The organism is Actinoplanes couchii, assembly GCF_016862075.1.
GTDB classification, from domain to species: Bacteria; Actinomycetota; Actinomycetes; order Mycobacteriales; family Micromonosporaceae; genus Actinoplanes; species Actinoplanes couchii.
This window is the reverse complement of the sequence record NZ_BOMG01000057.1, coordinates 122,069-148,519: the sequence shown is the minus strand read 5'-3', so window position 1 is coordinate 148,519 and position 26,451 is coordinate 122,069. Positions and strand designations below refer to the sequence as shown.

At 69.9% G+C, this 26,451-nt stretch carries 24 protein-coding genes; 14 read left to right on the top strand and 10 right to left on the bottom strand.

Annotated features, from left to right (window positions below; all coding sequences use genetic code 11):
• Positions 1 to 66 precede the first annotated feature (66 nt).
• Positions 67 to 1,431 carry a UDP-glucose dehydrogenase family protein gene (locus tag Aco03nite_RS23925; RefSeq protein WP_203798002.1) on the bottom strand — a complete coding sequence of 455 codons (1,365 nt, stop codon included), beginning with the start codon at positions 1,429 to 1,431 and terminating at the stop codon, positions 67 to 69.
• 301 nt (positions 1,432 to 1,732) lie between these two features.
• Between Aco03nite_RS23925 and Aco03nite_RS23920 the strand changes: the two genes are divergently transcribed.
• From Aco03nite_RS23920 to Aco03nite_RS23870, 11 genes are all read left to right on the top strand, one after another.
• Positions 1,733 to 4,360 carry a cellulose binding domain-containing protein gene (locus tag Aco03nite_RS23920; protein WP_203798001.1) on the top strand — a complete coding sequence of 876 codons (2,628 nt, stop codon included), beginning with the start codon at positions 1,733 to 1,735 and terminating at the stop codon, positions 4,358 to 4,360.
• Positions 4,361 to 4,378: 18 nt separating this feature from the next.
• The gene (locus Aco03nite_RS23915; RefSeq protein ID WP_239145377.1) at positions 4,379 to 7,297 is read left to right on the top strand and encodes a glycoside hydrolase family 48 protein; all 2,919 of its coding nucleotides are present in this window, start codon (positions 4,379 to 4,381) and stop codon (positions 7,295 to 7,297) included.
• Between the two features lie 9 nt (positions 7,298 to 7,306).
• Complete coding sequence (locus tag Aco03nite_RS23910; protein ID WP_203798000.1) at positions 7,307 to 8,374, top strand: lytic polysaccharide monooxygenase auxiliary activity family 9 protein; 1,068 nt, start codon at positions 7,307 to 7,309, stop codon at positions 8,372 to 8,374.
• A gap of 259 nt (positions 8,375 to 8,633) precedes the next feature.
• On the top strand, positions 8,634 to 9,788 hold the full coding sequence (locus Aco03nite_RS23905; RefSeq protein ID WP_203797999.1) for an SGNH/GDSL hydrolase family protein: 1,155 nt from the start codon (positions 8,634 to 8,636) through the stop codon (positions 9,786 to 9,788).
• A gap of 50 nt (positions 9,789 to 9,838) precedes the next feature.
• Positions 9,839 to 10,711: an ATP-binding cassette domain-containing protein gene (locus Aco03nite_RS23900; protein ID WP_239145376.1), complete on the top strand. Its 873-nt coding sequence runs from the start codon at positions 9,839 to 9,841 to the stop codon at positions 10,709 to 10,711.
• Positions 10,699 to 11,355, top strand: coding sequence for a hypothetical protein (locus Aco03nite_RS23895; protein WP_203797997.1), 657 nt, complete (start codon positions 10,699 to 10,701; stop codon positions 11,353 to 11,355). The genes Aco03nite_RS23900 and Aco03nite_RS23895 overlap by 13 nt, the downstream gene beginning before the upstream one ends.
• Positions 11,356 to 11,368: 13 nt before the next feature.
• Positions 11,369 to 12,475 carry a sensor histidine kinase gene (locus tag Aco03nite_RS23890; RefSeq protein ID WP_203797995.1) on the top strand — a complete coding sequence of 369 codons (1,107 nt, stop codon included), beginning with the start codon at positions 11,369 to 11,371 and terminating at the stop codon, positions 12,473 to 12,475.
• A complete protein-coding gene (locus tag Aco03nite_RS23885) occupies positions 12,472 to 13,122 on the top strand; it encodes a response regulator (RefSeq protein ID WP_203797993.1) in 651 nt (216 codons plus the stop codon). The genes Aco03nite_RS23890 and Aco03nite_RS23885 overlap by 4 nt, the downstream gene beginning before the upstream one ends.
• A 56-nt stretch (positions 13,123 to 13,178) precedes the next feature.
• Complete coding sequence (locus Aco03nite_RS23880; RefSeq protein WP_203797991.1) at positions 13,179 to 13,895, top strand: ABC transporter ATP-binding protein; 717 nt, start codon at positions 13,179 to 13,181, stop codon at positions 13,893 to 13,895.
• Complete coding sequence (locus Aco03nite_RS23875) at positions 13,892 to 14,695, top strand: hypothetical protein (protein WP_203797989.1); 804 nt, start codon at positions 13,892 to 13,894, stop codon at positions 14,693 to 14,695. The genes Aco03nite_RS23880 and Aco03nite_RS23875 overlap by 4 nt, the downstream gene beginning before the upstream one ends.
• Entirely contained in the window at positions 14,692 to 15,399 is a 708-nt protein-coding gene (locus tag Aco03nite_RS23870) for a hypothetical protein (protein ID WP_203797987.1), read from the top strand. Before Aco03nite_RS23875 ends, Aco03nite_RS23870 begins: the two co-directional genes overlap by 4 nt.
• 19 nt (positions 15,400 to 15,418) lie before the next feature.
• On the opposite strand, the gene Aco03nite_RS23865 is transcribed toward Aco03nite_RS23870, so the two are convergent.
• Positions 15,419 to 16,051: an L-threonylcarbamoyladenylate synthase gene (locus Aco03nite_RS23865; RefSeq protein WP_203797985.1), complete on the bottom strand. Its 633-nt coding sequence runs from the start codon at positions 16,049 to 16,051 to the stop codon at positions 15,419 to 15,421.
• A gap of 23 nt (positions 16,052 to 16,074) precedes the next feature.
• Between Aco03nite_RS23865 and Aco03nite_RS23860 the strand changes: the two genes are divergently transcribed.
• Positions 16,075 to 16,527: an NUDIX domain-containing protein gene (locus Aco03nite_RS23860; protein WP_203797984.1), complete on the top strand. Its 453-nt coding sequence runs from the start codon at positions 16,075 to 16,077 to the stop codon at positions 16,525 to 16,527.
• A 3-nt stretch (positions 16,528 to 16,530) separates the two neighbouring features.
• On the opposite strand, the gene Aco03nite_RS23855 is transcribed toward Aco03nite_RS23860, so the two are convergent.
• The gene (locus Aco03nite_RS23855) at positions 16,531 to 16,686 is read right to left on the bottom strand and encodes a hypothetical protein (protein ID WP_203797982.1); all 156 of its coding nucleotides are present in this window, start codon (positions 16,684 to 16,686) and stop codon (positions 16,531 to 16,533) included.
• Positions 16,687 to 16,848: 162 nt separating this feature from the next.
• On the opposite strand from Aco03nite_RS23855, the gene helR reads away from it, so the two are divergent.
• Positions 16,849 to 18,939 (top strand): RNA polymerase recycling motor ATPase HelR, encoded by a 2,091-nt coding sequence (gene helR, locus Aco03nite_RS23850; RefSeq protein ID WP_275415889.1) that lies wholly within the window; start codon positions 16,849 to 16,851, stop codon positions 18,937 to 18,939.
• 28 nt (positions 18,940 to 18,967) lie between these two features.
• Here the strand turns inward: helR and Aco03nite_RS23845 are convergent, their stop codons facing one another.
• The 6 genes from Aco03nite_RS23845 to Aco03nite_RS23820 all read right to left on the bottom strand — a co-directional run bounded on the left by Aco03nite_RS23845 (position 18,968) and on the right by Aco03nite_RS23820 (position 23,979).
• Entirely contained in the window at positions 18,968 to 20,095 is a 1,128-nt protein-coding gene (locus tag Aco03nite_RS23845) for a sugar ABC transporter substrate-binding protein (protein WP_203797980.1), read from the bottom strand.
• A gap of 205 nt (positions 20,096 to 20,300) precedes the next feature.
• Positions 20,301 to 21,728, bottom strand: coding sequence for an NAD-dependent succinate-semialdehyde dehydrogenase (locus Aco03nite_RS23840; protein ID WP_203797978.1), 1,428 nt, complete (start codon positions 21,726 to 21,728; stop codon positions 20,301 to 20,303).
• A 15-nt stretch (positions 21,729 to 21,743) separates the two neighbouring features.
• The gene (locus tag Aco03nite_RS23835; RefSeq protein ID WP_203797976.1) at positions 21,744 to 22,751 is read right to left on the bottom strand and encodes an LLM class flavin-dependent oxidoreductase; all 1,008 of its coding nucleotides are present in this window, start codon (positions 22,749 to 22,751) and stop codon (positions 21,744 to 21,746) included.
• A 9-nt stretch (positions 22,752 to 22,760) separates the two neighbouring features.
• Positions 22,761 to 23,240, bottom strand: coding sequence for an SsrA-binding protein SmpB (smpB, locus tag Aco03nite_RS23830; RefSeq protein WP_203797975.1), 480 nt, complete (start codon positions 23,238 to 23,240; stop codon positions 22,761 to 22,763).
• Entirely contained in the window at positions 23,233 to 23,520 is a 288-nt protein-coding gene (locus Aco03nite_RS23825; RefSeq protein ID WP_203797974.1) for a hypothetical protein, read from the bottom strand. The genes smpB and Aco03nite_RS23825 overlap by 8 nt, the downstream gene beginning before the upstream one ends.
• Positions 23,521 to 23,541: 21 nt before the next feature.
• Complete coding sequence (locus Aco03nite_RS23820; RefSeq protein WP_203797973.1) at positions 23,542 to 23,979, bottom strand: DUF1801 domain-containing protein; 438 nt, start codon at positions 23,977 to 23,979, stop codon at positions 23,542 to 23,544.
• A gap of 274 nt (positions 23,980 to 24,253) precedes the next feature.
• Between Aco03nite_RS23820 and Aco03nite_RS23815 the strand changes: the two genes are divergently transcribed.
• Positions 24,254 to 24,580, top strand: coding sequence for a putative quinol monooxygenase (locus Aco03nite_RS23815; protein ID WP_203797972.1), 327 nt, complete (start codon positions 24,254 to 24,256; stop codon positions 24,578 to 24,580).
• Positions 24,581 to 25,210: 630 nt separating this feature from the next.
• Here the strand turns inward: Aco03nite_RS23815 and Aco03nite_RS54760 are convergent.
• Positions 25,211 to 26,263, bottom strand: coding sequence for a cellulose binding domain-containing protein (locus Aco03nite_RS54760; RefSeq protein ID WP_373872631.1), 1,053 nt, complete (start codon positions 26,261 to 26,263; stop codon positions 25,211 to 25,213).
• Between the last annotated feature and the right edge of the window lie 188 nt (positions 26,264 to 26,451).

Below are 26,451 nucleotides of genomic sequence, written 5' to 3'. Positions count from 1 at the left end.
CCGCAAAAAGGAAACCGCCGCGGCAGCCCGAGGGCCGCCACGGCGGTTGATGTAGGTAAAGCAGATCTAGCCGGACACGGCGACGTAGCGATAGCCGAGACGGCGCATCCGGTCCGGGTCCAGCACGTGCCGGCCGTCGAGCAGGATCGGGGTGCGCATCAGGCCGACGAACTTCGACCAGTCCAGCTCCAGGTACTGCGCCCACTCGGTCACCAGCACCACCGCGTCGCAGTCGGCGAACACCTCGTCGATCGTCGAGGCCAGGTACGGCGCCAGCTCCGGCTGCTCCGCCTTGAACCGCTCGGTCGCGACCGGGTCGTGCAGCTTGACCCGCGCGCCCCGGGCGATCAGCGACTTCGCGATGTCCAGCGACGCCGCGTCCCGCAGGTCGTCGGTGTTCGGCTTGAACGCCAGGCCCAGCAGGCCGATCTTGCGGCCCTTGAGGATCCGCAGCTCGTCCTGGAGGCGCTCGACGGCGACGGCGCGCTGCCGGGTGTTCACCTCGCGGGCGGCCCGCACGATCGGCATCTCGAGGTTGTACTCGGCGGCGGTGGCGACCAGGGCCTTGGTGTCCTTGCCGAAGCAGGAGCCGCCCCAGCCGACGCCCGGCTGCAGGAACCGGGAGCCGATCCGCTGGTCCAGGCCCATGCCCCGGACCACCTCGGTGATGTCCGCGCCGACCTTGGCGGCCAGCTGGCCGATCTCGTTCGCGTAGCTGATCTTCAGGGCCAGGAACGCGTTCGCCGCGTACTTGATCAGCTCGGCCGAGGCCAGGTCGGTGGAGACCAGCGGGACGGCGGTGGCGTCCTCGGGCCGCGGCAGGAACGTCGGCGGCGTGAAGGTCTGGTTGATGATCGGCCGGTAGAGGCGGTTGAGCACCTCGAGGCTGCGCGGGTTGTCCGAGCCGATGACGATCCGGTCCGGGTAGAGGGTGTCCGCGATGGCGTTGCCCTCCCGCAGGAACTCCGGGTTGGACGCGACCGCGAACTCGACACCGGCCGGGCGGTCCTCGCGGGTCGCGAACGACTCCCGCAGGATCGCGTCGACCCAGTTGCCACTGCCGATCGGCACCGTGGACTTGTTGACCACCACGGTGAAGTCGTGGTTCAGCGCGTGCGCCACGCTCTCCGCGGCACTGCTCAGGTAGCGCAGGTCGGGGCTGCCGTCCGCGGCCGACGGCGTCTGGACCGCCACGAAGACCACGTCGGCGCCGGGAACGGCCTCGGAGTAGGACGTGGTGAACGTCAGATTCGACGCGGCCTCGGCGAGCAGATCCTCCATCCCGGGCTCGTAGATGGGGCACTTACCGCCGCGCAGCATGTCGACCTTGGCCTGGTCGAGGTCGACACAAGTCACCTCGTGTCCGAGGAAGGCCAGGCTGACACCCGTGGTAAGGCCGACATAGCCGGTACCGACGACACAAACCTTCATGCAATCTCCTCCACCGCTACGCCGTACCCGCGGTTACGCCACGTATTCGGAACGTGGCTTAACCGGCCTCTCGCCGGGTCGGCCGGCCGGCGCCTCGGATGACGTCGACCTGCGTGTTCCGGCCGAATGATACACAGCCTTTTCAGCAGCCAATTGTCACGCAATGTCCCCTTCCATCGGACGGTTGCCGAGCGTCTACCCGTTGTCACCGTGAAGTTTCCGGCTCTTGACATGAAGATGACATCGGCAGACGCTTCTGGGAGCGCTCCCACTCATGCGTGTCAATGAAAGGGCACCCTCCATGCGAAGGTCCACCGGCGGCGCGCTGGTCGCCGCTCTCATGACCGCCGCCACCGCGGTCGCCGTCGCCGCCGGCCCGAACATCGCCACCGCGGCCCCCGCCGAGCCGTACACCTGGAAGAACGTCCGGATCGACGGCGGTGGTTTTGTTCCGGGCATCGTCTTCAACCCGGGTGAGAAGGACCTGATCTACAGCCGGACCGACATCGGTGGCGCCTACCGGTGGACGCCGTCGACGCAGAGCTGGACGCCGCTGCTGGACTGGGTCGGGCAGGACGACTGGGGTCACAACGGGGTGCTGAGCATCGCTCCGGACCCGGTCGACACCACCCGGGTCTACGCGGCGGTCGGGATGTACACCAACTCCTGGGATCCGAACAACGGCGCGATCCTGCGCTCGAGCGACAAGGGAAACACCTGGTCACGGACGGCTCTGCCGTTCAAGGTGGGTGGCAACATGCCCGGTCGCGGCATGGGGGAGCGCCTGGCCGTCGACCCGCGGGACAACCGGAAGGTCTATTTCGCCGCCGAGGGCGGAAACGGGCTGTGGCGCAGTGTTGACTATGGGGCCACCTGGGCGAAAGTGACCAACTTCCCGAACGCCGGTAACTATGTCGCCGACCCGTCCGACCCGAACGGCTATCTCAACCAGAACCAAGGGCTGACATGGGTGACGTTCGATCCGGCGTCACCCGCTGTATACGTCGGTGTCGCCGACAAGGAGAACCCGGTCTACCGCTCGCTCGACTCCGGCGCCACGTGGGAGCGGGTCGCCGGGCAGCCCACCGGATATCTCGCGCACAAGGGTGTGATCCAGGGAAAGTACCTGTTCATCGCGACCAGTGACACCGGCGGCCCGTACGACGGCGGCGCCGGTCAGGTGGCTCGACTGGACACCACCACCGGCGTCTGGACCGACATCTCGCCGACCCCGGTCGCCGACCGCTACTACGGGTACTCCGGCCTGACCGTGGACGCCAAACGGCCCGGGACCCTGATGGTCGCCACCCAGATCTCCTGGTGGCCGGACGCGATCTTCTTCCGCTCCACCGACTACGGCGCCACCTGGACCCGCGCCTGGGACTGGACCAGTTATCCGAGCCGGTCCAAGCGCTACACCATGGACATCTCGGCGAACCCGTGGCTGGACTTCAACAGCACCGCCCAGGCGCCCGAGGAGAGCCCGAAGCTCGGCTGGATGAACGAGTCCCTGGCGATCGACCCGTTCGACTCCGACCGGCTGCTCTACGGCACCGGGGCGACCGTCTACGGCACCACGCAGCTGACCAACTGGGACAGCAACACCACGTTCACCATCAAGCCGTACGCCAAGGGGATCGAGGAGACCGCGGTGCTCGACCTGGCCAGCCCGCCCTCCGGGGCCCCGCTGGTCAGCGCGCTCGGCGACGTCGGCGGTTTCCACCACGCCGATCTGGACACGGTGCAGCCCAACTTCCACGACACCCCGGCCCTGGGCAGCAACACCGGCCTGGACTTCGCCGAGTCGAGCCCGTCGTTCTTCGTCCGGGTCGGCAACAACGCGGCCGCGCCGCACATCGGTGTGTCCAACGACGGCGGGAAGACCTGGTACCAGGGTCAGGAGCCGTCCGGCGTGACAGGCGGCGGCACCGTGGCGGTCGGCGCCGACGCGAACGCGGTGGTCTGGTCGCCGGCCGGAACCGGTGTGCACTATTCCACCACCCGCGGCAGCACCTGGACCGCCGCCACGGGCATCCCGGCCGGGGCCAAGGTGGAAAGCGACCGGGTCAACCCCAGGACCTTCTATGCGTACGCCGCCGGGAAGTTCTACACCAGCACCGACGGCGGCGCGACGTTCACCGCCCGCTCGATCACCCTGCCGACCGAGGGCCGGGTCAACCTGAAGGCCGTCCCCGGTGCCGCCGGGCAGGTGTGGGTGGCCGCCAAGACCGGGCTGTACCGCTCCACCGACTCGGGCCAGACGTTCACCACGATCGGTGGCGGCGTCACCGAGGGCATCAACGTGGCGTTCGGTAGGGCCGCCCCGGGATCGACCGCCCCCGCGGTGTTCCTGGTCGGCACGGTCGACGGCGTGGACGGGGTGTTCCGCTCGGACAACAGCGGCGCCTACTGGGTGCGGATCAACGACGACAAGCACCAGTACGGCAACGCGGGTGACGCCCTGGCCGGTGACCCGCGGATCTACGGCCGGGTCTACCTGGGTACGAACGGCCGCGGCATCCTCTACGCCGACCGTAACGGGGGCCCGACGTCACCGACGCCCTCCACGTCATCGAGTCCCTCCCCCTCGGCGTCCCCGTCCACTTCCCCCACACCCAACTCCGGCTGTTCGGCGGCGTACAAGATCACCGGCAGTTGGTCGGGCGGCTTCCAGGGCGAGGTGACCGTCACCAACAACGGGACCGCCACGACCAGCGCCTGGAAGGTCGGCTGGACCTACGGCGCCGGCCAGACCGTCACGCAGAGCTGGGGCGGCACCGCCACCCAGTCCGGAACCACCGTCAGCGTCGTGAACGCGAGTTACAACGGCGCCCTCACGTCCGGGGCCTCCACCACCTTCGGATTCCTCGGCAGCACCACCGGCTCCAACCCCGTCCCGTCCCCGATCACCTGTTCCACCAACCCGTAGCGGAAGGAACCCATCCCCGTGAGTCCTTTCAGACAACGCCTGCGACGCAGGCTGGCCGTCTCCGGCGTCGCCGTTCTCGGCGCCGGCGCGGCCCTCGCGGCAGGCGCTCCCGCCTACGCCGCGGCCGGCTGCACCGTCGTGTACAAGGTGCAGAGTTCGTGGTCCGGTGGCTTCACCGGCGACATCCAGATCAAGAACACCGGTGACCCGCTCAGCACCTGGAAGCTGCAGTACGACTTCCCGGACGCCGGCCAGAAGGTCACCCAGGGCTGGAGTGGCGTCTACACCCAGTCCGGCGCCAGGGTCACCGTCGACAACGCCTCCTGGAACGGTTCGCTGGGCACCAACGCCACCGTGAGCACCGGCTTCAACGCCACGTTCACCTCGGCGAACCCGGTGCCCACCGCGTTCACCCTGAACGGCACCGCCTGCAACCAGGCGGCGAACGCGCCGACCGTGGCGATCACCGCCCCGGCCGCGAACACCAGGTACACCGCACCGGCGTCGATCCCGATCACGGCCACCGCCACCGCGGCCACCGGGCAGACGATCAGCCGGGTCGAGTTCTACCACGACGGGCTGCTGCTGGGCTCGGACACGACCGCGCCGTACGCGTACAGCTGGGACGGTGTCCCGGCACAGACCGCGGCCTACCACGTGCAGGCCGTCGCGTTCGACAACGCCGGCACCCGCAGCAGCACCGCCGACGTGCCGGTCTTCGTGGACGCCTCGACCACCCCGGCGATCGTCGCGGACGCCACCTCCCTGGCGATCTCGCCCGGGGCCAGCGGCGCGTTCAAGGTCGCGCTGAGCAAGGCGCCGGCCGCGAACGTCACCGTGGCGGTGGCCCGCAGCGCCGGATCCACCGCGGTCACGGTGACCCCGGCCAGCCTCACGTTCACCCCGTCGAACTGGAACACCGGCCAGTCGGTCACGGTCGCCGCCTCGTCGGCCGCCGCGATCGGGGCCACCGCGACGATCTCCGCCACCAGCAGCGGTTACACCGCCGCCCAGCTCGGTGTCTCGGTGGTCGACCAGGGCTCGGTGGACGCCCGGTTCACGCAGCTCTACAACGACCTGAAGAACCCGGCCAACGGCTACTTCAGCCCGGAGGGCGTGCCCTACCACTCGATCGAGACGCTGATCGACGAGGCGCCGGACCACGGTCACGAGACCACCAGCGAGGCGTTCAGTTACTGGCTGTGGCTGGAGGCGTCGCAGGCCCGGATCTCCGGCAGCTGGACCGCCTTCAACGCGGCCTGGGCGACGATGGAGAAGTACATCATCCCGTCGCACGCCGACCAGCCGACCAACGCCAACTACAACCCCGCCAAGCCGGCCACGTACGCCGCCGAGTACCCCTTGCCGTCGCAGTATCCGTCGCAGCTCGACACGAGTGTCAGCGTCGGCACCGACCCGCTCGCCGCGGAACTGAAGACGGCGTACGGCACCGACGACATCTACGGCATGCACTGGCTGCTGGACGTCGACAACGTCTACGGCTTCGGTCACTGCGGTGACGGGACCACCCGGGTCGCGTACATCAACACGTTCCAGCGCGGCCCGCAGGAGTCCACCTTCGAGACCGTGCCGCAGCCCTCCTGCGACACGTTCGCGCACGGCGGCCCGAACGGGTACCTGGACCTGTTCACCAAGGACGCGTCGTACGCCAAGCAGTGGAAGTACACCAACGCCCCGGACGCCGACGCCCGCGTCGTGCAGGTCGCCTACTGGGCCCTGCAGTGGGCCACCGAGCAGGGCAAGCAGTCACAGGTCGCGACGGCCGTCACCAACGCCGCCAAGATGGGTGACTACCTGCGCTACTCGTTCTACGACAAGTACTTCAAGCAGCCCGGCTGCGCGTCCACCTCGTGTGCCGCCGGCACCGGCAAGAACGCGTCGAACAACCTGATGTCGTGGTACTACGCCTGGGGCGGGGCCTACGACACCAGCGCCGGCTGGGCGTGGCGCATCGGCTCCAGCGTCAGCCACTTCGGCTACCAGAACCCGATGGCCGCCTACATCCTGTCCAACGTCTCGGCCTTCAACCCGAAGTCGCCGACGGCGAAGGCCGACTGGCAGGCCAGCCTGGACCGGCAGCTGGAGTTCTACCAGTGGCTGCAGTCGTCCGAAGGGGCCATCGCCGGTGGCGCCACCAACAGCTGGAACGGCAACTACTCGGCCCGCCCGAGCAACGTGCCGCAGTTCTACGGCCTGTCGTACGTCGAGGCTCCGGTCTACGAGGACCCGCCGTCGAACCGCTGGTTCGGCATGCAGACCTGGTCACTGGAAAGGCTCGCCGAGCTGTACTACGTGACCGGTAACGCCAAGGCCAAGGCGGTGCTCGACAAGTGGGTGCCGTGGGCGCTGGCCAACACCACGATCGGCACGAACACCTTCGCCATCCCGTCCGACCTGGCCTGGTCCGGCGCGCCGGCCACCTGGAACCCGTCCAGCCCGGCCGCCAACACCAACCTGCACGTGACCGTCTCCAACCACAGCCAGGATCTCGGGGTGGCCGGCTCGTTCGCCAAGCTGCTCACCTTCTATGCCGCCAAGTCCGGTAACGCGCAGGCCAAGACGGCGGCCAAGGGGCTGCTCGACGCGATCTGGGCGTTCAAGGACAGCAAGGGCGTCTCGGTGACCGAGACCCGGGCCGACTACAACCGGATGGACGACACCTACAACGCCTCCACCGGCCAGGGCATCTACATCCCGCCGGGCTGGACCGGGGAGATGCCCAACGGTGACGTCATCAAGCCGGGCGTCTCGTTCCTGGACATCCGCAGCTTCTACCGCAACGACCCGGACTTCCCGAAGCTCGACGCCTACCTGAAGGGCGGTCCCGCGCCGTCCTTCAACTACCACCGGTTCTGGGCGCAGGTCGACGTGGCAACCGGCTACGCCGAATACGCCCGGCTGTTCCCCCAGGGGTGAGGTAAAAGCATGAAACTGCTCAGAATGGCCGCGGTGGTCCTGTTCACCGCCGCGGCCGGGCTCCTGGCTCTGCCGGGCCCGGCCCAGGCACACGGGGCGATCCAGGCCCCCGGCAGCCGTACCTGGCTCTGCTACCAGGACGGGCGCAACCCGTCGACCGGCGCGATCGAACCGAAGAACGCCGCCTGCGCCGCGGCCGTCGCCCAGAGCGGCGTCAACTCCCTCTACAACTGGTTCGCCGTGCTCCGCTCGGACGGGGCCGGCCGGGTCAACGGGTTCCTCCCGGACGGGCAGCTGTGCAGCGGCGGGACCGGCGGGCCGTACAACTTCACCGGTTTCAACCTGGCCCGCAACGACTGGCCGCTCACCCACCTGACCAGTGGGGCGGCGGTGCAGTTCAAGTACAACAACTGGGCCCGGCACCCGGGGACGTTCTCCCTCTACATCACCAAGAACGGCTACGACCCGACCAAGCCGCTCGCCTGGGGTGACCTCGAACCGGTCGCGTTCGACCAGGTCACCAACCCGGCCGAGACCGGTGGGCCGGGCACCGACGACGGTCACTACTACTGGAACGGCACGCTGCCGGCCGGCAAGACTGGCAAGCACCTGATCTACTCGGTGTGGGCGCGTTCGGACAGCCAGGAGACGTTCTACGGCTGCTCCGACGTGATCTTCGACGGCGGCAACGGCGAGGTCACCGGCGTCGGGAACGGTGGCACCAGCCCGTCACCGTCGCCGTCGCCCAGCACCCCGACGACCCCCAACCCCAACCCCGGCGCCTGTACGGCGACGTACAGCACCACCTCGTCCTGGACCGGCGGGTTCCAGGGTGAGGTCAAGGTGACCGCGGGCAGCACCGCGGTGAACGGCTGGAAGATCGGCTGGACGTGGCCGGGGGCACAGACGCTGGCCCAGGTGTGGAGTGCCAAGGGCACCAGTAGTGGATCATTGGTGTCCGTGACGAACGAGAACTGGAACGCCTCGGTCCCGGCCAACGGCTCGGTGACCTTCGGTTTCCTCGCCTCGGGCACAGCCACCGCACAGGTGCAGAACCTGACCTGCACCACGGCTTGACGCTCCGATGACGGTTCCCCCGGCAGTGTGACCGAATTCGCGCGCCGGGGGCGCCGTACATCGGAGGGGTAGCTTGACGAGCCCGTGGGGCCATTTGTACATTGCCCGCATAAAGAAGAAAAGCTCTCTTATCGGATCATCGGGTTGGCACCGATTCGCCCGGGGGGTCACTCGCCGTGGCCTCCTGCTGGGCGGTGCCGGCGCGACCGTCGTGATGGGCACACCCGGTGAGGCCGGTCAGCGCGACAGCATCGCACGCGTGCCCGCGCGCGTCGGCACCTGGGCCGCCGCGCCGACCGCGGTTCCGGCCGACAAGATTCTCACGCTCACCGCGCAGACCGTGCGGCAGGTGGTGCACACCAGCGTCGGCGGCGACCTGCCCCGCCTGACCCTGTCGAACGAGTACGGCGCGGAACCGGTCCGGATCGGCGCCGCCGGCCTGGCCGTGCGCTCCGGCACCGGGAAGTCCTGCGACACCGTCCCCGGCAGCGGCCGCCCGCTCACCTTCGACGGCGCGACCGAGGTCGTCATCCCGCCCGGCGCGACGGTGACCAGCGACCACGTCGACATGATCGTCGAGGCCGGGTCGGACCTGGTGATCAGCCTCTACGTGCCGGACCGGACGGTCGTCGGCACGGTCAGCCCCCGCTCCAAGCAGTCGAACCTGATCGTCGGCGGCGACGCCACCGAGATCGACGGCCCGGGCACCGGCAAGCGGGTCACCCGCTACCTGTGGATCACCGGGCTCAGCGTGCGCACGGTCCGGTCCGCCGCCGCGATCGCCGCCATCGGCGACTCGATCACCTGCGGCACCGAGACCACCGACAACACCAACCACCGCTGGCCGGACCTGCTGGCCGCCCGGTTCCGCGTCGAGCGGATCCCGCGCGGGCTGCTCAACGTCGGGCTCAGTGGCAACCGGCTGCTCTTCGGCTACGAGGACCGGACCGGTCAGGCCGCCGAGCAGGCGTCGATCGGCCCGGCCGGGCTGCGCCGGTTCGAGCGGGACGTGCTCGGCCAGCCCGGCGTGCGCTACGTGGTGACCCTGCTCGGCGTCAACGACCTGGCCAACAACCCGCTGGTCACCCCGGCCCAGCTGATCGCCGGGCACCGGGAGCTGATCCTGCGGGCCAAGTCGGCGGGCCTGCTGGTGGTCGGCGGCACCCTGCTGCCGTTCGGCACCGCCTCGGCCAAGTACAACAACCCGGCCAACCAGATCAAACGCCACACCCTCAACACCTGGATCCGAGCCTCCGGCGAGTACGACGCGGTGGTCGACTTCGACGCCGCGGTCCGTGACCCGGCCGCCCCGGAGCAGATGCAGGCACGCTACGACTCCGGCGACGGCCTGCACCCCAACGACCTGGGCACGGCGGCACTGGCCACGGCCGTACCGCTGGAGCTGTTCGTCTGACCCTCCGGTGTGATGGGGTAGCTTGTCGGGACATCTGCCCTGGAGTTGTCGTGCTTCGATTGACGGACGTCAGCAAGCGGTACGGGTCCGGTGCCTGGGTCCTCGACCGGGTCGACATGGAGATCCCGCCCGGTCAGTCGGTGGGGATCCTCGGGTCCAACGGGTCGGGTAAGTCCACCCTGCTCCGGATACTCGCCGGGATCTCCCGCCCGACCCGGGGGCGGATCAGCGGCATGCCACGCCTGATCGGGTACGTTCCGGACCGTTTCCCGGCCGCCGACGCGATGAATCCGATCGCCTACCTGGTCCACATCGGCCGGATCCGGGGACTCGGCGGCGACGAGGCCCGGCGGCGCGGCCTGCTGCTGCTGGAGCGGCTGCGGCTGGCCGGCGGGATCCGTACCCCGATCCGGGCGCTCTCCAAGGGCAACGCCCAGAAGGTCGCCCTCGCCCAGGCCCTGATGACACCCCCGGAGCTGCTGATCCTGGACGAGCCGTGGTCCGGCCTGGACGCCGGGGCCCACCAGGTGCTGGGCGAGATCATCGCCGAGACGGTCCGGGCCGGCGGCAGCGTCGTCTTCACCGACCACCGCGAGTCGGTCACCGGTGCGCACGCCACCATGGCCTACCGCGTGGACCAGGGCCGGGTGCTGCGCCACCAGCCGGGCACCCGGGCACCGATGGCCCACGTGATGCTGACCGACCCCGGCGCGGAGTTCCGGTCGCCGAGCCGGATCGACTGGCACGAGGTGGACGGGGTGGCCGGAGTCGGGGGCGACGGCGGGCAGATCCAGCTGCGGGTGCATCCGGCGGCCTGCGACGACCTGCTGATGATCGCGCTGCGCGGTGGCTGGTCGGTCGCCGAGGTCCGCCGGGACCACGCCGCCACGCCGGCCCGGGACGGGGAACGATGGTCGCGCTGATCCGGTACCAGCTGGCCGCCGTGGTGCACGGCCAGCGGTACGTCGCGCCGCTGCTGTTCTTCGGCATCGTGCTCACCGTCTTCACCGTCAACGACGGCGGGCTGCTGACCAACACCTACGTGGTGTCGGCGAGCACGCTGCTCATCTCCATGTGCTGGCTGACCGTGACGATCGTGAACCACGAGGACCCGGTCCGCCGGTCGATCCAGAGCGTGACCGCGGGCGGGGCCGGCCGGGTGCTGGCCGCCGAGATGCTCCTGGCGCTGCTGTCCGGTGTGGTCCTGCTCGGATTCGGGCTGGCCTTCCCGATCCTGCTGGGCCAGCACCGGTGGGGTGGCGCCGACCTGGCCGCCGGCGCGCTGGCCCAGCTGAACTGTGCCGTCACCGGGATCGCGATCGGTGTCGTCTGCTCCCGGCTGGTGGTGCCCCGGCCCGGCTGGTCGTTGCTGCTGGCGCTGGTGGTGGTCATCGCCGTACCGCTGATCCCCGGTCTTCCGCCGGTGAACCCGGTGCTGACGATGATGTCCGGCACCCGCCCGGCCGCGGAGATGCTGCCCACCCTGACCGTCCACCTCGCCGTGTCGATCCTGGTGGCGGCCGGCTGTGTCGCGCTCACCAGGCATGTCGCGTCCCGCCACGACTGACTACGGTGTGCCGGTGCAGCTCCGCCCCCTGAACGGCCGCGCGCGGCTCGGCCGGCCACTGGCCGACGGTGCGGTGGCCCTGGTCGTGCTCGCGGCGTTCTGGGCGCCTCCGCTGATCCGGGAGGGCATCGCCCCGGTGCTCCTGCCCGGGGTGGCGCTGGCGGTGCTCACCGCCGCGGCCGTGGTGTTCCGGCGCCGGTCGCCGGGGGTGGCCACCGCGACGGCTGCCGCGGCCACCGTGGCCGGTGGGGTGCTCGGCGTCTGCCGGGATCCGATGCTCGCCGCCGCCTGGTGTCTCTACGCCCTGGCCGTCGCCCGGGCCGCCCGGACCCGGGGCCCCGCCATCCTGGTGGCGTGCGGGTTCGCGCTGCTGCTGGCGGTGACCGGGGTGGACGGTGACGGCTCCGGCCTGCCCGGCGGCCGGGTGGTGTTCGCCGCCGTCGCCCTGACGTCGGCCTGGCTGCTCGGCACCGCGGTCGGCCGGCAGCTGGAGTCGGCGCGCGAGGCCGAGCGGGCCCGGGTGCAGCTGAACGTGGCCCGCGAGGTGCACGACGTGGTCGGGCACGCGCTCGGGGTGATCGCGGCGCAGGCCGGCGTCACCCGGGGGCTGCCGGACGCCGGTGACGACGAGCTGCGCGGCACCCTGGCGGAGATCGAGACACGGGCCCGGGACGCGCTGCGGGAGACGCAGTCCCTGGTCCGGGATCTGCGGGATCCCGGGCCGGTCCCGGCCGCCGGGCCCGCCGAGACCGCTCTGGCGTCCCTGATCGACGGCGCCCGTGCCGCCGGGCTCACCGTGGACGCCCACCTCGACGCCGGCCCGGCCGCGGGCGGCGGCACCCGGATGGTGGTGTTCCGGATCGTCCAGGAGGCGCTGCACAATGTGGTCCGGCACGCGCCCGGCGCGCGATGCTCGGTCCGGGTCGGGCACGACGAGGAGGAGATCCAGGTGTGGATCCGGGATCACGGGTCGACCCGGCCGGGCGCCGGGGCCGGCTCCGGGGTGGGGCTGCGGGGCATGCGGGAGCGCGCGGCGCTGGCCGGCGGGACGGTGTCCTGGCGGCGGCCGGCCGGCGGCGGTTTCGAGATCACCGCGCGGCTGCCGGTGGGCCGGCGGTGATCTCCGTCTTCCTGGCCGACGACGACGCGGGTTTCCGGGCCGCCTACCGGAAGCTGTTCGACCGGACCGACGGGTTCCGGGTCGCCGGTGAGGCCGCCGACGGCGCCACCGCGGTCCGGCTGATCACCGGCCTGCGCCCGGCCGTGGCGCTGCTCGACGTGCAGATGCCGGAGATGGACGGGCTGGCCGTGGCGCGTGCCGTGCTGGCCGGCACCGACACCCGGGTGATCATGCTGACCACCTTCGACCTGGACGAGTACGTGCACACCGCGCTGTCGGTGGGCGCCGCCGGTTTCCTGCTGAAGAACGCGGCGCCGGCCGAGGTGCTGCACGCGGTCCGGACCGTGCACGCCGGGCACGCCATGCTCGCGCCGGAGGTCACCGGCCGGCTGCTGCACCGGCTGGCCCCGCCGCCGCCGGAGCGGGCCCACGCGTTCGCCGGGCAGGTGCTGTCCGAACGCGAGCTGCAGGTGGTCCGGCTCGTCGCCCGGGGCTACTCCAACCAGCGGATCGCCGACGAGCTGTTCCTCAGCCCGGAGACGGTCCGCACCTATCTGCGGCGGATGTTCGCCAAGCTGGGCGTCAACGACCGGACCCATCTGGCGGTGCTGGCGTACGAGGCCGGCCTGCTCCGGGATCCCCGCTAGCGGTTGTCTACTTCCGGGTGACGCGGGCCGCCCGGCACCGCGAGCATCCTGAGCCGGTGATCGAATTCAAGGGTGTGACCAAGCGGTACGGCGCGAAGACGGCCGTCGACGCGGTGACCTTCGCGGTACGGCCCGGCCGGGTCACCGGGTTCCTCGGCCCCAACGGCGCGGGCAAGTCCACCTCGCTGCGCGTCCTGCTCGGCCTGGACCACGCGACGTCCGGCGAGGCGCTGATCGCCGGTAAGCGGTACCGGGACCTGACGTTCCCGTTGCGGACCGTCGGCGCGCTGCTCGACGGCGCCGGCCCGGTCCCGGATCGCCGCGGCGCCGACCACCTGGCCTGGATCGCCCGGTCCAACCGGATCCCGCGCTCCCGGGTCGGCGAGGTCCTCGAGGCGGTCGGCCTGACCGACGCGGCCAGGCAGCGGACCGGGAGGTATTCGCTGGGCATGCGGCAACGCCTGGGGATCGCCACCGCCCTGCTCGGCGACCCGGAGGTGCTGATCCTGGACGAGCCGGTGAACGGCCTGGACCCGGACGGCATCCGCTGGATCCGGTCGTTCCTGCGCGGTTACGCCGGCCGGGGCCGGACCGTGCTGCTCTCCAGCCACCTGATGACCGAGATGGCGGACACCGCCGACGACGTGGTGGTGATCGCGAACGGCCGGATCGTCGCGGACGGCGCGCTGGCCGACATCACCGAGGGCCACCCGTCGCTGGAGGACGCGTTCTTCGCGCTCACCGGCGCGGCGTCGAAGCAGGTGTGGTCGTGAGCGTGCTGACCGCCGCGATCGGTGCGGAACTCTCCAAGATCAAATCGTCGCGGATCGTCCGGCTGGTCACCGGCGTGGTGCTCGGACTGCACCTGCTGATCGGCGCGGCGAACCTGGGCGACACCACCACGGCGGTACGGAACATCGGCGCCGACGGACTGATCGAGATCTTCGCCGGTGAGCGTGTCCTCGCCGGGGAGGCCCTGGTCGACCTGCTGATCGCGTCCTCCCTGCAGATCGTGGTGATGTTCCTGCCGGTCGTCGCCGCGGTGATCGCCGGGCAGGAGTTCCTCCAGGGCCAGCTCGCCCAGTCGGTCCTGTCGGTGCCCCGCCGCGGGATACTGGTCACCGCCAAGGCCGTGGCACTGGTGCTGTACATCGGCGTGGTGGCGGTCCTGGTCGAGGCGATCAGCAGCGCCTACCTGTACGCGTCGGTCCAGGACTGGAACCCCGGCCTGGTGTACGCCGCGGGCACCCTCGCCGAGCAGGCCCGTCTCCTCGCGCTGGCCGTCCTGGTGTCGCTGGTCAGCTTCGCGATCACCACCCTGGCCCGCAGCACCCTGATCGGCGTCGTGGTGTCGGTGCTGCTGATGGCCCTGACCATGACGCAGGTGCTGGCCCGGACCGTGCCGTCGGTGGACGCCCTGCTGCCGGTCAGCGCCGGCCGGAACCTGGTGCTGGACGCCGCCGACGCCGACCTGTCGTCCGGCCCGGTGCGGGCCGCGGTGGTGCTGGTCGCCTGGGCCGTGGTGTCCACCCTGGTCGCCGGGGTCGTGCTGAGCCGCCGGGATGCCCGGTGACGGCGGCCCGGCTGACCGATCCGGTGGCGGCCGAGCTCATCAAGCTCCGTACCCTGCCGGCGCTCTGGATCGCCCTGGCCGTCGCGGTGACCGCCAACACCGCGCTCGGCGCGATCGCGGCCACCGACGTGATCCGCCTCGCCGGCGACGGCGGTCCCACCGGCATCGAGGGCGCCGGCGCGCTGATGCTGGCGCCGGTGTACGCGTACCTGGCCATCGCGGTCTTCGCCGCCGGCACCGAGTACCGCAACGGGCAACTGCGCCTGAGCCTGGCCGCGGTTCCCGGCCGGGCCCGGTTCCTCGCCGCGAAACTGCTGGCCATCCTGGTCGTCAGCCTGCTCGCGGCGGTCCCGGTGCTGATTCCGAACCTGGTGCTGCGGGGCGACCTCGGCGACCTCGGCCGGTACCTGGCCGCCTACCTGCTGCTGGCGCTGACCGGGTACGGGTTCGCGTTCGCCGCCCGCACCGTGGTCACCCCGATCGCGGTCCTGGCCGCCGTCCCGATCCTGGTCTCCACCACCCTGGGCGGGCTGTGGCCGACAGTGGTCCGGGTGCTGCCGCACGAGGCGGCGCTCAGCCTGGTGGGCATGCCGGCGGATCCGGCCACGGCGCTGAGCCCGGCCGCCGGACTGCTGGTCCTGACCGGCTGGGCAACGGTGTCGGTGACGATCGGCGGGGTGCTGGTCGCCCGCCGAGACGTCTAGGTCCGGTGCGGCACGGGACCTAACCCTCGGACGGCAGGAAGCGCTCCGGGTCGCCGGCGCCGACCCGCAGGATCTCCGGGGTACCCTCGGACAGGTCGACCACGGTGGTCGGCTCGGTGCCGCACTCCCCGGAGTCGATCACCGCGTCGACCACGTGGTCCAGGGCCTCCTTGATCTCCCAGCCCTGGGTCATCGGTTCCTCCTCGCCGGGCAGCAGCAGCGTCGAGGAGACCAGCGGCTCACCCAGTGCGGCCAGGATCGCCTGCGCGGTGGAGTGACTGGTGATGCGTACCCCCACCGTCTTCTTTTTGGGGTGCAGCAGCCGGCGCGGGACCTCCTTGGTCGCGGGCAGGATGAACGTGTACGGCCCCGGCGTCGAGGCCTTCACCGCCCGGAACAGCGCGTTGTTGATCGTCACGAACTGCCCCAGCTGGGCGAAGTCGTGACACAACAGGGTGAAGTGGTGCTTGTCGTCCAGTTGCCGGATCGACCGGATCCGGTCCAGAGCGTCCTTGCTACCCATCTGACAGCCCAGCGCGAAACAGGAGTCGGTCGGATAGGCGATCAGCCCGTCGTTCCGGATCAGGTCGACGACCTGATTGATGCTGCGCGGCTGCGGGTTGTCCGGGTGCACGTCGAAGTACTTGGCCACTCACGACAGCTTAGGCTTCGCCCATGACTGGTGTTCACCGACCGGCAGTTCGCGTGATCTGTTTCGATTCCGACGGATGGATCCTGCTGCTGAACTGGGAGGATCCGGTCTCACACGATCGGCTCTGGGAACCGCCCGGCGGCGGGATCGACCCGGGCGAGACCCCGTGGCAGGCGGCTCGCCGGGAGCTCGCCGAGGAGACCGGGCTCGATCCGGCCCGGGTGGGGGAGCGGTTCACCGACGTGCACCGCGACTTCGTCTGGAAGGGGCAGCGGACCACCGGGCCGGAGCAGTTCTTCGCGGCGTTCTTCCCCACCGCGCGGCCGGCGGTGGTCCGGGATCATCTGCTGCCGTACGAGCAGGAGGATCTGATCGCCCAGAAGTGGGTGGACCCGGCCGGGCTGACCGAGCTGCCCGGCCGTCTCGACCCGCCCACTCTGCCCGACCTGGTCCGCGAGCTCAGCTCCTGGAGCTGAGGGTCAGCGGCGTGTGCCGCGGCCCTGGAGCTTGCTCAGGAGGCCGCGGAGGCGCTGCTGGTTCTCCGGCTTGGCGAGCTGACGGCGGCCCTGCTCGGCGAGCTGACGGCCACGGGGACTGTTGAGGAGGGCCTGGAGACGCTGAGTGATGGAAGCCATGCGTCAAGTGTGCCCAGCGGGACGGGAAACGACACGCGCCGTGAGCGATCCGCAGCTTTTTGACAGGAAAATTTTTGGACGGGAACCCTCTCCCGCCACTTCTAAGCTATAGCAGACAGGGGGTCTTGCCGCAAGACCCGGTATCCGGCGCAGAATCGCTCCGTGAATCTCTCCACCACCAGCGCTTTCGCCCTGCCCGAGCGGCTCGCCGCCAAGGCCGGGGCGGCCATGATCGCCTCCGACGAGGAGCACTTCCGCGGCATCGCGGACAGCCTCAGCCGGTCCGTCGCCGAGCTGTCCGGACAGCTGGACGCGGAGCGCCGGGCGCCCGCCGGCAAGGGACGGCAGGCCGTCGACCGGGACGACGCGGTCCGCCGGACGACCGGCCGGCTACGGGCGCTGCGCCGGTTCAGCCTCGACCTCTGCCTGGGACGGATGGTGTTCGCGACCGGGGAGACGGTCTGGATCGGCCGCTTCGGGCTGAGCGATCCGGACGGCGGCCGGCTCCTGGTGGACTGGCGTTCCCCGGCCGCCGAGCCGTTCTTCGGCGCCACCCACGCGACCCCGATGGGCCTGGTCAGCTGCCGCCGGTACCGGTGGACCGACGGCCGGGTGACCGACTACTGGGACGAGGTGTTCACCGCCGAGGGGCTGGCGGGCAACGCGGCGCTGGACGACCAGTCCGCCTTCATCGCCAGCCTCGGCAGCAACCGGTCGCCGCGGATGCGCGACGTGCTCGGCACCATCCAGTCCGACCAGGACGCCATCGTCCGGGCCGGGTCGCCCGGTGCGCTGGTGGTGGACGGCGGCCCGGGCACCGGCAAGACCGTGGTGGCCCTGCACCGCACCGCCTACCTGCGCTACTCCGATCCGCGGCTCAAGCGGGTGCTGTTCGTCGGGCCGCACGAGCCCTACCTGGCGTACGTGTCCGACGTGCTGCCGAACCTGGGCGAGGACGACGTGTGGACCTGCACGCTGCGCGGTCTGGTCGCCGAGGGGGCCACGGCGGTGCCCGAGCCGGACCCGGAGGTGGCCCGGCTGAAGTCGACGGCGGAGCTGGTGGCGGCCATGGAGACGGCGGTCCGCTTCTACGAGGAGCCGCCGTCTCGGGCGATGGTGATCAGCACCGAGGACGCGGACGTCCGGGTGAGCCCGGGGGACTGGACGGCGGCGTTCGAGGTGTGCGACCCGGGCACCCCGCACAACGACGCCCGCGACCTGGTCTGGGCGGAGCTGCTGGCGATCCTGGCGTCCGGGCAGGACGTGAGCGAGGCCGAGTTGGCCCGCAGCCGCGATCTCCGGCAGGCGTTCGGCCGGGCCTGGCCACTGCTGGAGGCCGCCGACCTGGTCGCCGATCTCTGGTCGGTCCCCGCGTATCTGCGCCGGTGCGCGCCCTGGCTGACCGCGGACGAGATCCGCACGCTGCAGCGCGACGACCCGCGGGCCTGGACCGACGCCGACCTGCCGTTGCTCGACGCGGTCCGGCAGCGGCTCGGCGACCCGTCGGCGGCCCGGGAACGGCGGCGGCGGGAGATCGACGCGCGCCGCCGGAGCATCGACATGGACCGGGTCGTCGACGACCTGATCGCCTCGACCGAGTACGACGACGGCGAGGGCCTGATGAGCATGCTCCGGCAGAAGGATCTGCGCGAGGTCCTGGCCGGGGACGACGAGGCCGGGGAGAGCACCGAGAAGGCGTTCGACCACATCGTGGTGGACGAGGCCCAGGAGCTGACCGACGCCGAGTGGCGGATGCTGCTGTCCCGCTGCCCGTCCCGGAGCCTGACCGTGGTCGGCGACCGGGCGCAGGCCCGGCACGGGTTCACCGAGTCGTGGCGGGAGCGCCTGGAACGGGCCGGCATCGACCGGATCACGATGGCGTCGCTGACGGTGAACTACCGCACCCCGGCCGAGGTGATGGCCGAGGCGGAGCCGGTGATCCGGGCCGCCCTGCCGGACGCCAACGTGCCCACCTCGATCCGCAGCGGCGGGGCGCCGGTCCACCACGGCTCACTGACCGAGCTGGACACGATCCTGGCCGCGCACACCGAGGGCACCGCGTGTGTCATCACGACCGAGCCGGTCAACTGCCCTGCGGGTGTACGGGTACTGACCCCCGTACTGGCGAAGGGTCTGGAATTCGATCTCGTGGTCCTGATCCGCCCCGCGTCGTTCGGCACCGGCATCGAGGGCGCCGTCGACCGCTACGTGGCCATGACACGTGCGACGAGCCGCCTGGTCGTGTTGACCTGACGGCTCGTCGCGGAAGTGTGCCGCCTGATCAGCTGATCAGCTTGGCGGAGCGGCAGGCCTTGCGGTACTCGGCGGTGCAGAGTTCCGCGACGTCGACGTACTTGCTGTCGAGGATCGCGGTCTTCATGTTCTTGATGTTGATCGCCTGCGGGGCCAGCTTGACGAACGGGATGTACAGACCGGACTCCGGGTCCTTGATCTTGTCCGGAACCGCCTGCTTCTCGTTCTTGTAGAGGCCGACCGCCAGTTTCGCGGCCGCCTCGGCCTGCTTGCGGGCGTCCTTGTACACCGTCATGCACTGGTCGCCGGTCAGGATGTTCTGCAGGCCCTGGAGGCTGGCGTCCTGGCCGGTGACCGGCACCTTGCCGTTGCGCTTCTTCTCCTTGAGCACCTCGATGGCCGCGTTGCCGAGACCGTCGTTGGCGGAGAGGACACCGTCGATGTTCGGGAACTGCTTGTACATCAGCGCGAAGATCTCGCGGGCGTTGTCCTCTTTCCAGTCCGGCACGAACTGGTCCGGGCCCTTGAACGCGGTCGCGTTGTCGAACTCGGCGTTGAGGACGGTGTCGTAGCCGGTCTTGAACAGGTGGGCGTTGTTGTCCGCCGGCGAGCCGTTCAGCTCGGCGATCACCGGGTTGGTGACGCCCTTCTGCTGCAGACAGCTGAGGAGGCCCTTGGCCTGCAGCCGGCCGACCTCCTCGTTGTCGAAGCTCACGTAGTAGTCGGCGGCGCCGTTCAGGGTGAGCCGGTCGTAGTCGATCACCGGGATGTTGCGGGAGTGCGCGTCGTCGATGACGGCCTTGGCGCTGGCCGCGGTGTGGTTCGCGATGATGAGGACCTTGAAGCCCTTGTCCAGGGCCGTCTTGGCGATCCGCTTGAACTCGTCCTCGTCGCCTTCGGCGTTGAAGATCTGCGCGGGAACGCCGGCCTTCTCGAACTCGGCCTGCAGGTACTTCGGGTCGTCGTTGACCCAGCGGTCGGTCTCAGTGTCCGGAAGGATCACGGCGATGCCGTCGTTTCCGGTCACCTTCTCGCTGCCACCGCTGACGGTGGCTTCATCGCTGCCGGTCGCGCCTTCGGTTCCGCCATCACAAGCCGAGAGCGTGACCGACGTCAGGAGGCCGGCGGCGACCAGGGCTAGCAAAGACTTGCGCATGGCGATGAGTGTCCTTTCGGGGTGGTACACGAGCTGCGTGGCGCGCTGATCAAGTCCGCCAAGTATCGGGCAGCGCACCGCGGCGGCAGCACCGGGTGGGGGGCCGGGCCACAAGATTATTCACTTTCGCCGTGTTGCTGCCAATATCCACAGTTGGTAGTCGTCTCGTCGCAGAAGATCGTCTATGGGTGTCAAAAACGGTCAACTACCAGTTCACGGCGATGTATTTGGACTCCAGGTACTCCAGCAGCCCCTCGTGACCACCCTCACGTCCGATGCCGCTCTGCTTCACCCCGCCGAACGGCGCCGCCGGGTCACTGACCAGTCCCCGGTTCAGCCCGACCATGCCCGCCTCGACCGCCTCACCGATCCGTAGCCCCCGGGCCAGGTCCTGGGTGTACACATAGGCGACCAGCCCGTACTCGGTGTCGTTGGCCAGCCGCACCGCCTCGGCCTCACCGGTGAACGTGACGATCGGCGCCACCGGCCCGAAGATCTCCTCGCGCAGGATCGGCGCGTCCGCCGGCACCCCGGTCAGCACCGTCGGCGGGTAGTAGAAACCCGGCCCGTCCGGTCGCGCCCCACCGGTGACCGCCTCGGCGCCACCGTCCAGCGCCCCCTTGACCAGGGAGTCCACCTTCGCCACGGTGTCCTCGTTGACCAGTGGCCCGACCTGCGTCCCCTCGTCGGTCCCCGGCCCCACCACCAGAGCCGCCATCCGCTGGGACAGCTTGCGGGCGAACTCCTCGGCCACCGGCTCCTCCACGAAGAACCGGTTCGCGGCCGTGCACGCCTCGCCGCCGTTGCGCATCTTCGCGATCATCGCGCCGTCCACCGCCGCGTCCACGTCGGCGTCCGCGAAGACCACGAACGGGGCGTTGCCACCCAGCTCCATCGACGTGTTCACCACGTTCTCCGCGGCCTGCGCCAGCAGCAGCCGGCCCACCTCGGTGGAACCGGTGAAGGACAGCTTGCGCACCCGCGGATCGCGCAGCATCGCCCCGACCGTCTTGCCGGAACTGCGCGACGGCAGCACGTTCACCACACCGTCCGGGACACCGGCCTCGGCCAGGATCGCGGCCATCGCCAGCGCCGTCAGCGGGGTGTCGCTGGCCGGTTTCAGGATAACCGTGCAGCCGGCCGCCAGCGCCGGGCCGATCTTGCGGGTGGCCATCGCGGCCGGGAAGTTCCACGGCGTGACCAGCACACACACCCCGACCGGCTGGCGCACCACCAGGATCCGGTTCGCACCCGACGGGGCCGAGCCGATGGTGCCCTCGGCCCGGACCGCCTCCTCGGCGAACCAGCGGAAGAACTCGGCGGCGTACGTCACCTCGCCCTTCGCGTCGACCAGGGCCTTGCCGTTCTCCAGGCTGATCAGCTTCGCCAGCTCGCCGGACCGCTCCGTCATCAGCTCGAACGCCTTGCGCAGCACCTCCGAGCGGACCCGGGCCGGAGTCGCCGCCCAGCCCGGACCGGCCGCGGCCGCCGCCTCCACCGCCGCGATCGCGTCCGCCTCACCACCGTTCGCGACTTCGGCGATCACGTCCCCGGTGGCCGGGTCGACCACGTCGAAACGCTCTTTGCTCGATGCCTCGGTCCACTTACCGGCGATGAACAGATCGGTCTTCACAGCGGCTCCCTTTGCTCAGTCTTCGTTGAGAAGCTCCCGTACCCGCGGCACCACCTGCTCACCGTAAAGCCGGATACAGGTCATCAGATGTTCGTGCGGCAGCGGGCCGTGCGCGTACTTCATGTCGAAGCGGTCGATGCCCAGCGCCCTGATCGTGGCGGCGACCTTCTGCGCCACCGTCTCCGGCGAACCCACGTGCCAGGCGCCCTCGGCCACATCCGCCTCGAACCGGTCCCGGGTCGCCGGTGGCCAGCCCCGCTCCCGGCCGATTCGGTCCAGATTACGGCGGGCGTGCGGCCACAGGATGTCGATCGCCTCCTGATCGGTGGCCGCCACGAACCCCGGGCAGTGCACGGCCACCGGCTGCGGCTCCTGCTCCAGCTCGGTCAGGGCGCGCTTGTAAAGATCCACGTACGGCTCGAAACGTGCCGGGGCGCCGCCGATGATCGCCAGGACCAGGGGCAGGCCGTACTGCGCGGCCCGCACCACCGACTCCGGGCTGCCACCCACCCCGATCCATGTGCGGATCGAGCCCGACTCGGTCTTCGGATAGACGTGCTGGTCCTTCAGCGGCGGGCGGATCGACCCCTGCCACGACACCGGGCCCTCGGACAGCAGCTCCGCCATCAGATCCAGCTTCTCGGCGAACAGCGTCTCGTAGTCGCTCAGATCGAAACCGAACAGCGGGAACGACTCGGTGAACGAGCCACGACCGAGAATGATCTCCGCGCGGCCCCGCGCCACGGCGTCCAGGGTCGCGAACCGCTCGAACACCCGTACCGGATCGTCGGAACTCAGCACCGTGACCGCGGTGCCCACCTTGATCCGCTCGGTCCGCGCCGCGATCGCCGCCAGGACGATCTCCGGGGACGAGATCGCATAGTCGTCGCGGTGGTGCTCACCGACGCCGAAGAAGTCGAGACCGACCTGGTCGGCGAGCACCCCTTGCTCGACCACGTCCCGGATGACCTGTGCGTAGGGTTTGCCGTTGACGTCGCCGAAAGTATCCAGACCGAATTCCACTCGATGATCTTATCGGCCCTTTTTCAGGCGTCTCCCCATCTCTCTGGCGATCTCCTTCCTGGCGTCCCTCTCGGCCATGACCTGCCTTTTGTCGTACGACTTGAGACCGCGCGCGAGACCGAGTTCGATCTTCGCCCAGCCGTCCTTGAAGTACAGCGACAGCGGCACCAGGGTCAGCCCGGAGCCCTCCTTGAGCTGGCCCAGGATCTTCACGATCTCGGCCTTGTGCAGCAGCAGCTTCCGGTTGCGGCGCGGGGCGTGATTCGTCCAGCTGCCAAACCCGTACTCCGCGATGTGCAGGTTGTAGAGGACGATCTCGCCCTCGTGCTCCTGGGCGAACGTGTCGACCAGCGACGCCCGGCCCAGGCGCAGCGACTTCACCTCGGTACCGGCCAGCACCAGGCCCGCCTCGTACGACTTCAGGATCGCGTAGTCGTGCCGCGCCTTCTTGTTCGAGGCGATCAGCTTGACCCCGGTCTCCCTAGGCATCCGGGCCGACCAGGTCGGAAGGCACGATCCGGCGCATCGAATAGGTCACGCTGCTCAGCCGGTGCGGTTCGTCCTTCACGTGGATCACGGCCCGGTCGTACGCCTGCCAGCCGGCCGCGCCCGCCCGGTTCAGATGCCGGAGGTCGTCGAACCGCTCGTCGGTGCCCCAGCGCAGAACCCCGCCCGGATGATGGAAAGTGGCGGTCCAGTCCATGAAACGGTCGGACCCGAGCGTGCCCGCCGCGCGGTATTCCAGTCGCGCGTACTCCCAGATGTTCACCCCGCCGATTATGCCGCCCGATCAGTCCGGTTGCTCCCCCGAGACGATCGTCTGTCCGTCCAGATGCCGGAAGCCCGCGGTGATCAGCTCTTTCAGCGCGGTCCGATCGACGTCGGCGAGTCGCTTGAGATGCAGACAGGACTTGCCGACGGTGTGCGGGCCCAGCCGCGCGAGCAGTTCCTGATAGCCGTCGAAGCCGGGCGCGATGTACAGGGTGAGCGCCTGCTTGCGGGGCGACAGCCCGATGGCGGGCCAGTCCCCTTCACGGCCGGACGCATACCGGTAGTGATAGACCCCGAACCCGATGATGGAGGTCCCCCACATGACCGGCTCCGCACCGGTGACCTCGGAGATCATCGCAACGGCCGCTTCCGCGTCGTCCCGCCGCCGCACATCGGAGACGCCGGCCAGAAACACGGCGACACTGTCCTCGTTGCGGCTCGTCTTGGGCTCCGCCATCCCCCCACCTTAGGCCGAACCGTGGGCCTCGAGACCACCCCACACCGTGCCACCGACGTGCCACTCCTCGCCGCTTTTCCTCACGCGCCTCACGCGCCTCGCGCCCCGCCTCGCGCCCCGCCTCGCGCCCCGGACCAGCAGCAGGCAGCCGTGTCCGCCTCGTGCCTCGCGCCCCGCCTCGGCCGCGGTGAGTTTTCCTCCGAGCCCGCGTCGCGCTGCGCTCTCCCTAACCCGGTGTTCCGTGGTGTGATGAATTCGGAATTCAGGAGGAAAAATGATCTTCATAACCGCGAAATTCCAGGTCAAGCCAGAGCACGCCGCCCAGTGGCCGACTCTCGCCGCCCCGTTCACCGAGGCCACCCGCTCCGAGCCGGGCTGCCTATGGTTCGACTGGTCCCGAAGCCTCGACGACCCGAACGAATACGTCCTGGTAGAAGCCTTCCAAGACGGCGACGCCGGCGCCGCCCACGTGAACTCGGACCATTTCAAACAGGCACAGCAGGACCTACCGAAATACCTGACGGCCACTCCCAAAATCATCAGCCAGTCAATAGACCAATCAAATTGGTCCGAACTGGGCGAGATGGCAGTAGACCGCTAACGCCCCTCCAGCGCGATCCGGCACCGCAGGTGCGGTGCCACAAATCCGCCAAGACATGCGCAGTGCCACAGACCCCGGTCCCTGGCCCCAGCCCTGGTCCCGATCCCGGCCTTGGTCCTGGCGCTGGTCCTGGTCCTGGCCTTGGTCCCGGTCCTGGCCCCAGCCCTGGCCCCAGCCCTGGTGCTGGTCCCGGCCCTGGTTCCGGTCCTGGCCCCGGTCCCGGCCTTGGTCCTTGTCCTTGGAGCCTCGTTGCCCATAGTCCCGATCCCTGGCGCCTGGTTCTTGGTCTCCGGGTCTTGGCACCTGGCCCCCGGTCCTGGGTTCCTGGCCCCGACCCGGCGGCGTCGCGACCGCGCGGCGGGAACGAGACACTGGCCCTCGTGAGATCAGGTCCGAGCGTGGCATCGGCCCGGATCCTCGCGAGGCCCACATAGTTCCGGTGCGACGGGTGCTGATGAGCCCCGCCGCACCGGAGACCGCGGACCAGCGCATGGTGCCTTGACCCCCGCGACACGACGCGTCGCCAGCCGGGCCGAACCGTGATCGGTCGGGCCGAACCGTGGACGGTCGTGCCGAACCGTGGACGGTCGTGCCGAACCGTGGACGGCCGGGTCGAAGCGTGATCGGGGGTCAGGCGATGGCGGCCTGAACCGCGGGCAGCCACTTGGCGGCGATCTTCACGTTGCCGGCGTCGTTCGGGTGTACGCCGTCATATGTATCTGTTGACGTGTTGAATCCAGTCCACTGGTCGACCACCGTGATCGGGGACGCGGCCGTGGACAGTGATGCCGCCCAGGCCGGGATCGCGGCGTTCAGGGTGATTACACGTTGACCGCACTCCGTACATGTTGACGGGTTGAGCGGGATGATCTGCGCAACGATGATCTTCATGTTGGGGTTGGCGGCGCGCATCTGCCCGACGAGCGTGGTGTAGGCGTTCAGGATCGTGGTCGTGGACAGGCTGCTCCACGCGTCGTTGGTGCCGAAATGCATCAGCACGACGTCCGGATCACTGGCACTGAGCCAGCCGGGCAGCAGGTTCTGGCTGGCCACGTTCGTCGCCAGGTACCCGCCGTGTCCTTCGTGTTGACTGTCGTACGCGAATCCACATCCGTCCCCGGGCAGCGTCCCCACGAAGTCGACCTCGGCGGCCGGGAGCTGCTGCCACAGCAGGGCGCGCCAGCACCCGGGGGATCCGGTGATCGAATCACCCAGCGGCATGATCTTGACAGGCGTGCCGGCGGGCGGCGGTGACGACGGCGGATTACTCGGCGTGGTCCCGCCGGTACAGGTCACACCATTGAGAGCAAATGATGTCGGTACGGGGTTCGACCCGGTCCACGACCCGTTGAACCCGAACGAGGCGGTGCCGTTGGTGCCAACCGACCCGTTCCAGGCGGCATTGCGGACGGTGACGGTCGACCCGGACTGGGTGACCGTACCGCTCCAGAGTTGGGTGATGGTCTGCCCGGCCGGGAACGTGAACACCAGCGACCACGAGGTGAGCGGATCACCGAGGTTGGTGACGTCGACGTTCGCACCGAAGCCGCCCTGCCACTGGCTGCCCACGGTGTACTTGACCGAACAGCCGGCGGCGGCGCTGGCGCTGGTGGCGAGCGCGACGGCCCCGCCGGTGAGCAGTGTGGTGGCGAGGGCGAGGACGGCCCATTTACGTCTTTGCACGGGATGCCTCCGGGGATGTGCTTGACGGGCGTGCGGGGACGGCGCACGCTGGGAGCGCTCCCAATTAACGCACATCAATACCTGTTTGGAGAACGGTTGCCCACCCTCATCGTTTTCCGGCGCTCCCCACGTCACCTGACCCCCGCGCCCCGGACCGCGGAGGCTGCCGACCGGACGAAGCGCGCGTG